At 72.5% G+C, this 13450-nt stretch carries 8 protein-coding genes; 5 read left to right on the plus strand and 3 right to left on the minus strand.

The annotated features are described in order from the left end of the window. Nucleotides 1-224: 224 nt before the first annotated feature. On the plus strand, nt 225-3851 hold the full coding sequence (gene mfd / locus AC1Q49_RS10015; RefSeq protein ID WP_492491943.1) for a transcription-repair coupling factor: 3627 nt from the start codon (nt 225-227) through the stop codon (nt 3849-3851). Between the two features lie 11 nt (nt 3852-3862). On the opposite strand, the gene AC1Q49_RS10020 is transcribed toward mfd, so the two are convergent. Beyond that, nucleotides 3863-5302: a basic amino acid/polyamine antiporter gene (locus tag AC1Q49_RS10020; protein ID WP_492491989.1), complete on the minus strand. Its 1440-nt coding sequence runs from the start codon at nt 5300-5302 to the stop codon at nt 3863-3865. Continuing rightward, on the minus strand, nt 5299-6657 hold the full coding sequence (gdhA, locus tag AC1Q49_RS10025) for an NADP-specific glutamate dehydrogenase (RefSeq protein WP_060959809.1): 1359 nt from the start codon (nt 6655-6657) through the stop codon (nt 5299-5301). Before gdhA ends, AC1Q49_RS10020 begins: the two co-directional genes overlap by 4 nt. Before the next feature lie 116 nt (nt 6658-6773). On the opposite strand from gdhA, the gene AC1Q49_RS10030 reads away from it, so the two are divergent. Then, nucleotides 6774-7373, plus strand: a complete 600-nt coding sequence (locus tag AC1Q49_RS10030) for a gamma carbonic anhydrase family protein (RefSeq protein WP_101306018.1) — start codon at nt 6774-6776, stop codon at nt 7371-7373. A 30-nt stretch (nt 7374-7403) separates the two neighbouring features. Here AC1Q49_RS10030 and AC1Q49_RS10035 read toward each other — a convergent pair whose 3' ends face one another. Next, nucleotides 7404-10076, minus strand: coding sequence for a phosphoenolpyruvate carboxylase (locus tag AC1Q49_RS10035; protein ID WP_061782183.1), 2673 nt, complete (start codon nt 10074-10076; stop codon nt 7404-7406). Nucleotides 10077-10239: 163 nt separating this feature from the next. On the opposite strand from AC1Q49_RS10035, the gene AC1Q49_RS10040 reads away from it, so the two are divergent. Genes AC1Q49_RS10040 through AC1Q49_RS10050 form a run of 3 tightly spaced genes read left to right on the plus strand, consistent with a single transcriptional unit; the run spans nt 10240 to nt 13401 of the window. After that, nucleotides 10240-11391: a Na+/H+ antiporter NhaA gene (locus AC1Q49_RS10040; RefSeq protein ID WP_060959806.1), complete on the plus strand. Its 1152-nt coding sequence runs from the start codon at nt 10240-10242 to the stop codon at nt 11389-11391. Further along, a complete protein-coding gene (locus AC1Q49_RS10045) occupies nt 11355-12098 on the plus strand; it encodes a nucleoside triphosphate pyrophosphohydrolase (RefSeq protein WP_060959805.1) in 744 nt (247 codons plus the stop codon). The genes AC1Q49_RS10040 and AC1Q49_RS10045 overlap by 37 nt, the downstream gene beginning before the upstream one ends. A gap of 31 nt (nt 12099-12129) precedes the next feature. After that, entirely contained in the window at nt 12130-13401 is a 1272-nt protein-coding gene (locus tag AC1Q49_RS10050; protein ID WP_492491992.1) for a histidine--tRNA ligase, read from the plus strand. Nucleotides 13402-13450: the final 49 nt, after the last annotated feature.

Here is a 13450-nt window from a genome sequence, read left to right on the forward strand (position 1 = left end):
GCCGCCGGGGGGACGTAGACGGGAGGCGCCCCGGGAGCGGGCTGGACGTAGCCGCCGCTCGTGGAGGGGGCCGCCGGCGCGGTGGGCTCGAGGGGCGCAGCGGGCTGCGGGTTGTCGCTCACGTGCTCATCCTAGGCAGAGCCGCCGCTCGGCGCGCGTCGGAGCGGCGTCGCGGCGAGCGGCGCGCAGCGTCCGGTGTCGGCGGTGCGCCGTAGACTCTTCCGGTGACAGTTTCCGGGATCGTTCGCGCCCTCATCCAGGCGGACACGGTCCGCGAAGCCGTCGAGTCCGCGCTCGCCGACACCGACTTCTCGCTCGTCGCGGGACTCGACGCGCCCGTCCTCGCGGCACTCGTCGAGCGCCGCCGCCGCGCCGGACACCCGGCGGCCCTGCTCGCCGTGGCGCCGACCGGCCGGCGGGCCGAAGCGCTCGGCGCGGCGCTGTCGAGCGTCCTGCCGGATGCCGAGGTGCTGCACTTCCCCGCCTGGGAGACCCTGCCGCACGAACGGCTGAGCCCGTCGCCGGAGACCGTCGGGCGGCGCCTCGCCGTGCTGCGCGCCGTCGACCACTGGGACGGCTCCCACCCCCTCATCGTGACCGCGTCGGTGCGCAGCGCGCTGCAGCCGATCGCGGCGGGGCTGACCGACGCCGGCGTGATCGAGCTGTCGGCAGGGGGTCGCGGCTACGACCTCGACGGGGTGACGCGCCGGCTCGTCGACCTCGCGTACCACCGGGTCGACATGGTGTCGCGGCGCGGTGAGTTCGCCGTGCGCGGCGGCATCCTCGACGTGTTCCCGCCCGCCGCCGATCACCCGTACCGCGTCGAGTTCTTCGGCGACGAGGTCGACCAGATCCGCGCGTTCTCGGTCGCCGATCAGCGCTCGTTGCCCGGCGAGGTGGCGGCCGTCACCCTGCTGCCCAGCCGTGAGCTGCTGCTGACGCCGGCCGTGCGCGAGCGCGCAGCGGGTCTTCGCGACCGGTTCCCGGGCCTGCGCGGCATGCTCGAGAAGATGAGCGAAGGCATCCCGGTCGAAGGGATGGAATCGCTCCTTCCGGCCCTCGCGGACGCCGCCGTGCCGCTCGTGGACTATCTCCCCGCCGCGACGGCGGTGGCCCTGGTCGATCCCGAGCGCGCGGTGGGTCGGGCGATGACGCTGGGGGAGACCAACCGCGAGTTCCTCGAGGCGGCCTGGAGCGCCGCCGTCGCCGGCGCCGACACCCCGATCGATCTCGGCTCGGGCGACTTCCTCGCCCTGCCTGAGCTGCGCGCGGCGACCTCGGCGCGCGGCGGTGTGTGGTGGACGCTGAGTGGGTTCGACTCGGGCGACGCCGACGCGGCGGCCGACCTCGCGGGCATCGACGGCGGGCACCGGGCCGATGTCGTGCGCGTCCCCGCCTCCGCCGTGCCGTCGTTCCAGGGCAACGTCGACGGCGCCACGGCCCACGTGGGCGACCTGCTCGCCGACGGCTGGCGCGTCGTGATCGCGGCCTCCGGCGCCGGGCTCGTCGACCGTGCGCGCGACGTGCTGGCCGAGCGCGGCATCGCGGCGCGCACGGTCGACGCGCTGGCCGAAGCCCCCGAGCCGGGCGTGGCCGTCGCCGTGCTCGGGGCGCTGGAGAGCGGATTCGAGCAGCCCGACGCCCGACTGGCGGTGCTCACCGAGGCGGAGTTCTACGGGCGCACCATCGGTGCCGACAGCCGCGTCGTCAAAAAGCTCGCATCGCGGCGCCGCAACGTCGTCGACCCGCTGCAGCTGAAGGCGGGCGACATCGTCGTGCACGCCACCCACGGCATCGGCCGCTTCGTCGAGCTCGTGCAGCGCGAGGTGTCCAGCGGCGGCCGCAACGCCGTGAAGACGACGCGCGAGTACCTCGTGCTCGAGTACGCGCCCTCCAAGCGCGGTCATCCCGGCGACAAGCTCTTCGTCCCCACCGACCAGCTCGACCTGCTCAGCAAGTACGTCGGCGGCGAGGCGCCCACGCTGTCGAAGATGGGCGGCAGCGACTGGGCTGCCGCGAAGGGCAAGGCGCGCAAGGCCGTCCGCGACATCGCCGTGGAGCTCGTCAAGCTGTACTCCGCCCGGATGGCGGCCAAGGGCTACGCGTTCGGTCCCGACACGCCCTGGCAGCGCGAGCTGGAGGAGGCGTTCCCCTTCGCCGAGACCCCCGATCAGCTGCAGACGATCGAGGAGATCAAGGCCGACATGGAGCGGCCGATCCCGATGGACCGCCTGCTGTCCGGCGATGTCGGCTTCGGCAAGACCGAGGTCGCGGTCCGCGCGGCGTTCAAGGCCATCCAGGACGGCAAGCAGGTCGCGATGCTCGTGCCGACGACGCTGCTCGTCAAGCAGCACCTCGACACGTTCACCGAGCGGTTCGCGGGCTTCCCCGTGAAGGTGCGGGCGCTGTCGCGCTTCCAGACCGACAAGGAGGCGCGCGAGATCCTCGCGGGGCTCACCGAGGGCAGCATCGACATGGTCATCGGCACCCACCGCATCCTCACCGAGAAGGTCGTCTTCAAAGACCTCGGCCTCATGATCATCGACGAGGAGCAGCGCTTCGGCGTCGAGCACAAGGATGCGCTGAAGAAGCTCAAGACCAACGTCGACATCCTGGCGATGAGCGCGACGCCGATTCCGCGGACGCTCGAGATGGCGGTGACCGGCATCCGCGAGATGTCGACGCTGCAGACCCCGCCGGAGGACCGGCATCCGATCCTGTCCTACGTCGGTCCGCGCAGCGACAAGCAGATCGCCGCCGCGATCCGTCGCGAGCTCCTGCGCGAAGGCCAGGTCTTCTACGTGCACAACCGCGTGCAGTCGATCCAGCGGGTCGCCGCCCACCTCGCCGAGCTCGTGCCGGAGGCGCGCATCGCGGTCGCCCACGGGCAGATGGGCGAGCACGCCCTGGAGGAGGTCGTCGACGGCTTCTGGGAGCGCCGGTTCGACGTGCTCGTGTCGACGACCATCATCGAGACCGGTCTGGACATCTCCAACGCCAACACGATCGTCATCGACCGCGCCGACAAGTACGGCCTCAGCCAGCTGCATCAGCTGCGCGGACGCGTCGGTCGCGGACGCGAGCGCGCCTACGCCTACTTCCTCTACGACGAGATGAAGCCTCTCTCGGAGACCGCGGCCGATCGGCTCGAGACCATCGCGGTGAACAACGATCTGGGCAGCGGCATGCAGGTCGCGCTCAAAGACCTGGAGCTGCGCGGCGCGGGCAATCTCCTCGGCGCCGAGCAGGCCGGCCACATCGCCGGAGTCGGCTTCGACCTGTACCTGCGCATGATCGGCGAGGCCGTCGCGACGTTCCGCGGCGACGACGTGGAGGGGCCGACCGAGCTGCGCCTGGAGCTTCCCATCGACGCCCGCCTGCCGGAGAGCTACATCGACAGCGAGCGTCTGCGCCTGGAGGCCTACCAGAAGCTCTCGGCCGCCGCCTCGCCCGACGCCCGTACGCGCGGCGGGGATGCCGGAGCCTCCAGCGACCCCATCGATCTCGTGATCGAGGAGCTCACCGACCGCTATGGCACGCCGCCGCGCGAGGTCGACGGTCTCGTCGCGATCGCCCGGCTGCGCCGCCGTGCCGCCGTCGCGGGCCTCAGCGACGTCGTCGCGATGGGGCCGAACCTGCGGGTCGTGCCGGCGCCGGCATCCGACTCGCTGCGGGTGCGGCTGCAGCGCCTCTACCCGAAGTCGAAGGTCCTCGCCGGCGGCGAGGCGATGGTCGTGCCGCTGCCGACGGCGGCGGGGGAGCCACTGGCCGACGGTGATCTGATCGCCTGGGTCGGCCAGCTCATCGACCAGCTCTACCCGCTGCCGGTCGCCGAGGCCGTCGAGGCCTGAGCCCGGGGCGCTCAGATCTCGATCGCCCCCACGGCCAGCAGGACGGCCGCCGCGAGAGCCGCGGCGACGGCGACGGCGAAGACGACCCACTCGCCGCGCTGGAAGACGCGGTCGCCGCGACGGCGCCGCGCGAGGGCGAACAGCAGCGTGCCGGGCACGAGGACCAGCATCGCGAGCAGCAGGTACTGGCCTCCCGCCGCGGCGAGCAGGAACAGGGTGTAGGCGGTGGCGCAGGCGGCCACGACGAGGGCGCCGGCGACCGCGCGCGAGCCGTCGGAGCGGGCATCGGCGAGAGCCACACGCAGCCCGTACCCCGCCGTGAGGACGTAGGGGATGAGCGCGAACGCGCTGGTCAGGCTGAGCGCGACGTCGAACGCGTTCGTGGAGAAGAGCACCACGATCAGCAGTGCCTGCACGAGCAGCGTCGACATCGTGAGGGCTCCGACCGGCACGTCACGGGCGTTCGTGCGGGCGAACACCGGGGGCAGGTCGCCGTCGCGCGCCGCGACCAGCAGCACCTCCGCCGCCATCAGCGTCCACGACAGGTACGCCCCGAGCACCGCCACGATGAGCGCCACGCCGACGAAGCCCGCACCCCACGGTCCGACGACCTCGGCGAGCACCCCGGCCATCGACGGCTGGGCCAGCTGCGCGATGCGCTCGCGCGGGAGGATGCCGAAGGACACGATCGTCACCGACAGGAAGATCGCGAGCACGCTGAGGAATCCGAGCACGGTCGCGCGCCCGATGTCGCGGCGGCGGCGTGCGTGCCGCGAGTACGCGCTCGCGCCCTCGACGCCGATGAAGGCGAACACCGTGACGAGCAGGGTGCCGCGCACCTGATCGTAGAGCGGGACGTCGCCGGGGCCGGACAGGTTCGCGGCGAACACCGCCGGATCGAACGCGAACAGACACAGGAACACGAACACCACGATCGGCAGCACCTTCGCGACGCTGACGATGCGGTTGACCGCGGCCGCCTCACGCGTACCGCGACGCACGAGCAGGAAGAAGGTCCACAATCCCGCGGACGACACCGCGACGGCCACGGGCGTGTCGCCCCCGGCGACGGCGGGCAGCACCGCGCCCACCGTAGACATGATGAACACCCAGTAGAAGACGTTTCCCGCGCAGGCGCTCGCCCAGTAGCCGAACGCGGACAGGAAGCCGAGGTAGCGGCCGAACCCGGCCCGCGCGTACGAGTACACGCCGGCATCCAACTCCGGCCGGCGCGCGGCCAGCCGCTGGAAGACGAGCGCCAGCATGAGCATGCCGGTGCCCGCCACCGCCCACGCGACGAGGGAGCCCACCACCCCCGTCTGCGCCGCGAAGGTGCCCGGCAGCGAGAAGACCCCGGCGCCGACCATCGAGCCGACGACGAACGTCGACAGGGTCAGCGTCGAGACGGTGGCGGGGGCGGGGGAGCCGGCTCCGGAGGACACGGCCGTCAGATCACTCCCTGCGCCAGCATCGCCTGGGCGACGCGTTCGAACCCGGCGATGTTGGCGCCCGCGACGTAGTCCCCGTCGCGCCCGTGTCGCTCGGCGGCGTCGAACGCGGCGCGGTGGATGTCGCGGACGATGGCGCGGAGCTTCCGCTCACTGTCCTCGAAGCTCCAGCGCTGTCGCGCGGCGTTCTGGCTCATCTCGAGCGCCGAGGTCGCGACACCCCCGGCGTTGGCCGCCTTGCCCGGGCCGAAGAGCACACCGGCCGACTGGAAGGCGGCGACGGCCGCGGGGGTGCAGGGCATGTTCGCGCCCTCCGACACGGCGCCGACGCCGTTTCCCAGCAGCGCCCGCGCGTCCGTCTCGTCGAGCTCGTTCTGCGTCGCGGCGGGGATCGCGATGTCGACGGCGACCTCCCACGGGCGGGCGCCCTCGACGAAGCGCGCGGAGGCGCGGCGGTCGGCGTACGTCGAGATCCGTGCCCGCTCGACCTCCTTCACCTGACGGAGCAGGCCCACGTCGATGCCCTCGTCGTCGACCACATACCCCGACGAGTCGGACGCCGTCACCGGAATCGCCCCGAGCTGATGCGCCTTCTCGATCGCATAGATCGCGACGTTGCCCGAGCCGGAGACACCGACCCGGCGACCCGACATCGACCGTCCGCGCACCGCGAGCATCTCCTCCGCGAAGAAGACGGCGCCGTAGCCGGTGGCCTCCGTGCGCACCTCCGCCCCGCCCCACTGCACGCCCTTGCCGGTGAACATGCCCGACTCGTGACGGTTGGTGATCTTGCGGTACTGCCCGAACAGGTAGCCGATCTCGCGGCCCCCGACGCCGATGTCGCCGGCGGGGACGTCGGTGTGCTCGCCGAGATGCCGGTACAACTCGTTCATGAAGGCCTGGCAGAACCGCATGATCTCGGCATCCGAGCGCCCGCGGGGATCGAAGTCGCTGCCGCCCTTGGCGCCGCCGATGCCCTGACCGGTGAGCGCGTTCTTGAAGATCTGCTCGAAGCCGAGGAACTTGACGATCGACAGGTTCACGCTCGGGTGGAACCGCAGGCCGCCCTTGTAGGGGCCCAGCACCGAGGAGAACTGCACGCGGAAGCCGCGATTCACGCGGACCCGCCCCTGGTCGTCGACCCAGGGCACACGGAACATGATCTGTCGCTCCGGCTCGACCATGCGCTCGAGGACTCCGGCCGCGGCGAACTCCGGGCGGCTCTCGATGACCGGCGCGATCGAGTTCACGACCTCGTGCACGGCCTGCTGGAACTCGGGCTCGTTCGGGTTGCGGTCGACCACGGCGTCGAAGACGGCGGCGACGGAAGAGGGCAGGGAGGTGAGGGTTTCTGTCACGGTGGAGCTTTCCGGCCGCAGTCCCGGGTGGTTCGGCCTGTCCCACCCTAATGGGGCTCCGACAGAGCCTCGACGGCTCGGCGGCGGCGCCCTAGGGTGAGGTCGGGAGGTCGATGATGCAGTTCGAACACCTCGGGGCCCGGCCCCGCATCCACCCCGACGCCGTGGTCGCCCCGACGGCGGTGATCTCGGGGGACGTGGAGATCGGCGCGGGATGCCAGATCCTCCACGGCGCCGTGCTGACCGCCGAGGGCGGCCCGATCACGCTCGGCACGCACGTGATCGTCATGGAGAACGCGCTCATCCGCGCCAGCGCAGTGCACCCCGTCCACATCGGCTCCCACGTCCTCGTCGGGCCGACCGCCAGCATCTCGGGGGCGACCGTGGGCGACGAGGTGTTCCTCGCCACCGGCACGCGCGTGTTCAACGGCGCGCGCATCGGCGACCGGTCGGAGGTGCGCATCGGCGCCATCGTGCACGTGCGCACCGCGCTGCCCCCGGAGTCGGTCGTGCCGATCGGGTGGGTGGCGGTGGGCGATCCCGCACGGATGCTGTCGCCCGACCGTCACGAGGAGATCTGGGCCCTGCAGAAGGAGCTGGACTTCCCCGGCTTCGTCTTCGGCCTGGACCGCGACACGCCCGATCTGATGATCCAGCTCACCGAGCGCTACGGCGCAGCGCTCGCGCGCCACGCCGACGACCGCCGCGCGGACTGAGCCCGCGCGGCGTCACGGGCGCGGGGCGGCTCACCCCGTGTTCTGCAGTCCGGCCGAGACGCCGGAGACGCTGAGCAGCAGCAGTCGCTGCCACTGCGGCAGATCCGCCTCGTCGTGCTCGCCGGTGCGCAACGTGCGCAGGGCGCGCAACTGCAGCAGCGAGAGCGCGTCGACGTACGGGCTGCGCATCTTGACGGCCCGCTGCAGCACCGGCTTGTTGGCGAGCAGCTCGTCCCCGCCGACGATGCGGACCACCCAGTCGCCGGTCAGCTGCAGCTCGTCGACGACGAGGGCGGCGAGGTCGGGACGGTCGCCCAGGTCGAGGTAGCGGCGGGCGATGCGCCCGTCGGCCTTCGCGAGGCTCATGCCGACGTTGTCGATGACGGTGCGCAGCAGCGGCCACTCCGCGTAGGCACGGCGCAGGAGCTCGACGTCGCCGACGGCTTCGAGCGCGGAGCCCAGGCCGAACCACCCGGCGAGGTTGATGCGCGCCTGCGACCAGGCGAACACCCACGGGATCGCGCGGAGGTCTTCGAGCGACTCGACGGACAGGCCGCGCCGGGCGGGGCGGGAGCCGAGTGCGAGCAGCCCGATCTCCTCCATCGGCGTCACCGTCGCGAACCAGGAGGCGAAGCCGTCGGCCTTCACCAGCGAGAAGAACCGCTCGCGCGATGCGGCATCCATCGTCGCCGCGACCTCGGCGTAGCGCTCGGCGGCGGCGCTGTTGCGCTTCTCGATCGACGGCGCCGAGGCGAGGAGCACGGCGGCCGCGACCTGATCGATGTGGCGCATCGCGATGTTCGTGTCGCCGTAGCGGGCGAAGATCACCTCGCCCTGCTCGGTGAGCTTGAACCGGCCGTCGACCGAGTGCGGGGGCTGGGCGAGGATCGCCGAGTTCGCCGGTCCGCCGCCGCGTCCGAGTGCGCCGCCGCGCCCGTGGAAGAGCGTGAGGTGGATGCCGGTCTGCTTCGCCCACGCGGCGATCTTGGCCTGAGCCTCGTACAGGGCGAGGTTCGCCGCGACCGGGCCGACGTCCTTGGACGAGTCGGAGTAGCCGAGCATGACCTCCAGGCGGCGGCCGGTCGCCTCCAGCCGCGCCGCGAACTGCGGGTGCTCCACGATCTCGGCCATGATGCCGGGGGCGGCCTGCAGGTCGGCGAACGTCTCGAAGAGGGGGATCACGTCCAGCACCGGCGGCGTGCCCCCCGGGCCGACCGCGAGGCGGGCCAGCTCGTGGACGGCGGCGAGGTCGCCGGCGGACTGCGTGAACGACACGATGTAGCGTCCGGCGGCGCGCGGCCCGTACCGGTGCTGGATCTGCGCGATCGTGCGGAACACCTCGAGCACCTCTTCGGCCTGGGTGCTCAGCGGCTCGCCGCCGGCGGCCTCGGCGAGCACCTTGGCGTGGACGGCGGAGTGCTGGCGCACCTCGAGCTCGGCCAGGTGGAATCCGAACGTCTCCACCTGCCACAGCAGCTGCTGCAGGTGGCCGTAGGCCTGCCGGGGTGCGCCGGCCTCGACGAGGGACTGCTGCACGATCCGCAGGTCGCGCAGGAGCACCTCGGGGTCGCGGTAGGCGAGATCGGCGTCGCGCCCGCGGGTCGCCGTGATCCGGCGGGCGATGAGCAGCATCGCACGCTTGTGCGGCTCGACGGCGGCGCGCTTGGCGGCATCCGCGGCGCCGTCCTCGTCGGCGTCGGCGAGGCGCTGCAGGAGCGCGAGGAGCTCGTCGCTGGGCGGTGTCGTGTCGGCGGAGAGGGTGAGGGTCTTCGCGATGCGATCGGCCGAGCGCTCCAGGCCGAGCAGGATGTGCTCGGCGCCGATCGCGGCCGCCTTCTTCGTCACCGCCGCGGTGACGAAGGGGTTGCCGTCGCGGTCGCCGCCGACCCAGGTGCCCAGGCGCACGAAGGGACGCACGACCGGCGCGCGTCCGCCGGCGGCGGGCCCCTGCAGCGCGTCGTCGACGCGGCGGTAGACGTGCGGGACGGCGGTGTAGAGCGTCTCGTCGAAGACGGCCATGATGGCGCGGACCTCGTCGACGGGCGTCGGCTTCTCGGCGCGCAGCGGCGCGGTGCGCCAGAGCGTGTCGATCTCCTCGAGCATGCGGCGTTCGGCCCGACGCTCGTCAGCGCCACCGTTCAGCGAGGCGTCGTGCTCGGTCAGCAGCGTCACGAGACGGCGGATGCTGGTGGACACGGCGCGCCGACGCGCCTCCGTGGGGTGCGCCGTGAACACGGGGTGGAAGCGCATGTCCTGCAGGCGCTGCAGCGCGGTGTCGTCGCCGACCTCAGCGGCGAGGCGCACGAAGGCGGCGGCGACGGAGTCGGCGGCATCCTCCTTCTCCGGACGGCCGTCGCGTTCGCGCAGCACGCGCACCCGCTGGTGCTCCTCCGCGAGGTTGACGAGGTGGAAGTAGACCGTGAAGGCGCGCGCGACCTCGTCGGCGCGCTCGACGGAGAAGGACTCCGCGATCGTCGCGGCCCGCTCGAACGCCTCCGGCGACTCGTCGGTGTAGGCGGCGATGGTCGCGAGCCGCAGGCGCTCGACGTCGTCGTACAGGCCGGGGGAGCCGCTCTCGCGCAGGACGCGACCGAGCAGCGCACCGAGCATGCGCACGTCGGCGCGCAGGCGCTCGGGCAGTTCGTTCTCGGCCTCGTCGCGGCCGACGAGGTCGATCGCTTCGGTTCGGGTGAGTTCGCGCATGACACCACGCTAATGGCACGGTGTTTCACCTTTGTCACGGGGTATGATTCAGCCTGGTGTGAAACCGTGCAGAGTCCGGGGCTGAGACCCGTTCGGAGTCCGCATTCCGGTGTGCCGGGAAGTCTGGTCGGCGATTCCCGTCCGTCGACCCCTCGGAGTGCCCATGTCCCTGCTGCGATCCGCGCGTTTCCCCGCCGTTCTGCTGCTCCTCGCCGCCGCCGCCGGCCTCGTGCTGGCCAACTCGCCGCTGCGCGATGCCGCGTTCGCCGTGGCCGATGCGCACCTGGGCATCCCCGGCGTCGTGGACCTCTCGGTGCGTCACTGGATCTCGGACGGTCTGCTCGCCGTGTTCTTCTTCGTCGCGGCGGTGGAGCTGCAGTTCGAGCTCACGAGCGGGCAGCTCGCCTCCGCGCGGCGCGCCGTGCTGCCGGCGATCGCCGCGGCCGGCGGCGTGCTGGTGCCGGTCGCGCTGTATCTGGCGATCGCCGGGACGCCGGCGACATCGGCCGGGTGGCCCATCCCGACGGCCACCGACATCGCGTTCGCGCTGGGTGTGCTCGCCGTCTTCGGCCGCGGCCTTCCGCCCGCGGTGCGGGTCTTCCTCCTGGCGCTGGCGATCCTCGACGACATCGTCGGCATCGTGTTCATCGCCGTGCTGTTCACCTCCGACGTCGACACCGCCATGCTGCTGCTCGCGGTCGTGCTCGTCGTCGTCTTCGCCGTCTGCAGCCGACTCCTCGACACCCGGGCGCGGCCGATCGCGATCGCGGGTCTCGCCGTGTCGGCGCTCGGCACGTGGTACGCCGTGCACGAGTCCGGCGTCCACGCCACGATCGCCGGCGTCGTGCTGGGACTCGTGATGGCGCAGCAGCCGGCGATGCGCACGCGCCACGCGATCGAGCCGTGGGTCAACGGCCTGATCCTCCCGCTGTTCGCCCTGTGCGCCGCGCTCGTGACCATCCCCGCAGTGTCGGCGGGAGAGCTCTCGCCGGCGTTCTGGGGCGTGCTCGTCGCGCTGCCCCTCGGCAAGATCATCGGCATCGGCCTCGCCGGCGGCCTCGCGCAGCGGATCCTGCGCGTCGCTCCCTCGGAGCGGCTGGCCGCGGGAGACCTGCTCGCCGCGGGCGCGCTGGGCGGCATCGGGTTCACCGTGTCGCTGCTGCTGAGCGAGCTGGCGTTCGCCGGTGACCCCGGCATCCGCGATCAGGCGACCCTCGGCGTGCTGGCGGGCTCCGCGATCTCGCTCGTCGCGGCCGGGATCCTCGTATCGTGGCGGGCATGGCATCACCGACGCCGGGTCCCGGCGATTTCCTGACACCTTCGGCATCGCCGGCGTCGTCCCCGGCGTCGTCCACTCCGTCGGGCGATGCGCTCCGCCGCGCCGCCGACGTGATGCGCGCCGTCCGCGAGCGGTGCGTGTGGTCGCGGCAGATCACCCACGACGACCTCGTGCCCTACCTCGTCGAGGAGTCGGCCGAGCTGATCGACGCGGTCGAGGCCGGCACGCGCGCCGACCTGCGCGAGGAGCTCGGCGATCTGCTCTGGCAGGTGCTGTTCCACGCCGCCGTCGCCGCTGAGGACCCGGACGATCCGTTCGACATCGACGACGTCGCCGACGCCCTCGCGGAGAAGATGGTGCGCCGCCACCCCCACGTCTTCGGGGATGCCGTGGCCACCACGCCTGAGGAGGTGCTCGTGCACTGGAACGCAGCGAAGGCCGCCGAGAAGCGCGACCGGCGGTCGGTGCTCGACGGCGTCTCGGCGCACATGCCCTCCCTCGCGCTGGCCCAGAAGGTCCTCGGTCGCGCCGCTGCGCTCCCCGGTGCGCCGTCCGCACCGCTCGCGGACGGGGTGGCGCCCAGCAGCGAGGAGGAGCTCGGGGCGACGCTGCTGGGGCTCGTCGCGCTCGCGCGGGAACGGGGCTGGGACGCCGAGCGAGCGTTGCGCGGCGCCGTCCGCACGTTGGAGGGCGGCATCCGACAGGTCGAGGCGCGGGGCGCCGGAGCCGACCTGGAAGAATGATCCCGTGGCATCCGTGAACCCGCCGCGCGGCATGCGCGACTTCCTCCCCGCCGACAAGGCCCGTCGCGAGCGCGTGCTCGCCGTCATCCGCGAGCGCTACCGTGCGCACGGGTTCGACGAGATCGAGACCCCCGTCATGGAGGACTACGACCGCCTGCACGCGGGCATCGGCGGCGACAACGAGAAGCTCGCCTTCAACGTCCTCAAGCGGGGCCTGGATGCCGACGCCGTCCGCGCCGGCGCCGACGACGCGGCCGCCCTCAGCGACCTGGGCCTGCGCTACGACCTGACGGTGCCCCTCGCGCGCTTCTATGCGACCCATCGCGCGGAGCTGCCGGCGGTCTTCCGCTCGATCCAGATGGCACCGGTGTGGCGCGCCGAGCGTCCCCAGAAGGGGCGCTACCGCCAGTTCGTGCAGTGCGACATCGACATCATCGGCGACGCGACCGGGCGCGCCGAGGCGGAGCTGCTGGTCGCGAGCCTCGACACCCTCGACGCTCTCGGGCTGGTCGGCGGCAGCATCCGCATCAACGACCGCCGCGCCCTCGACTGGATGCTCGGCAGCTTCGGCTTCGCCGACGCCGAGCGTGCCGGCGTGCTGATCACGATCGATAAGCTCGACAAGATCGGCCCCGACGGTGTCGCCGCCGAGCTGCGCGGACGGGGCGCGACCGCCGCGGCCGTCGATGCGTTCGAGGCCTTCCTGCGCCGGCCGCAGACGCGCGAGTTCCGTCCGTACGGGGAGGGGCAGATCCGCACGGCCCTTCCGGACGGGGCACCGGACGACGTGGTCGCCGATCTCGTGGCGATCGGCTCCGCGGTGTCGGCCGCACGGGGGCTCGCCGGCGAGGGTGGGGCGGGCGCCCCACTGGTGTTCGACCCGTTCCTCGTGCGTGGCATGGGGTACTACACCGGCACGATCTTCGAGCTCGCCCACCCGAGCGTCGACTACTCCCTGGGCGGCGGCGGTCGCTACGACGGGATGATCGGGCGATTCCTCGGCCAGCAGGTGCCCGCGGTCGGCTTCTCCATCGGCTTCGAACGCATCGTCGATCTGCTGGAGGCGTCCGACGAGGGCGGCGCGACCGCGGTCGTCCTCGTGCACGACCGCGACGTGCCGGTGGAGGAGCTGGTCGCACTCAAGTCCGCACTCGTGGCGGAGGGGGCGCGGGTGCGTCTCGAGCAGCGCACGAAGAACCTCAAGGCGCTTCTGGAGCGGGCCGCCGCCGACGGCTACACCTCCTTCGCGACCGTCGCGGCGGGGCAGGAGGCCGCGGCGCTCGAGGTCAAGCCGCTGAGCTGATCGCGCGCCGCGCCGACACCGACCGTTCACCTGGCCGGGGTGGAATCGG

This window comes from Microbacterium sp. MPR-TSA4, assembly GCF_058792815.1.

Coding starts and splice junctions, on each gene's coding strand:
- AC1Q49_RS10045 (WP_060959805.1), top strand. CDS start 11,355: ATGGCATCACCGACGCCGGGTCCCGGCGATTTCCTGACACCTTCGGCA.
- AC1Q49_RS10050 (WP_492491992.1), top strand. CDS start 12,130: ATGCGCGACTTCCTCCCCGCCGACAAGGCCCGTCGCGAGCGCGTGCTC.
- AC1Q49_RS10030 (WP_101306018.1), top strand. CDS start 6,774: ATGCAGTTCGAACACCTCGGGGCCCGGCCCCGCATCCACCCCGACGCC.
- AC1Q49_RS10035 (WP_061782183.1), bottom strand. CDS start 10,076: ATGCGCGAACTCACCCGAACCGAAGCGATCGACCTCGTCGGCCGCGAC.
- AC1Q49_RS10040 (WP_060959806.1), top strand. CDS start 10,240: ATGTCCCTGCTGCGATCCGCGCGTTTCCCCGCCGTTCTGCTGCTCCTC.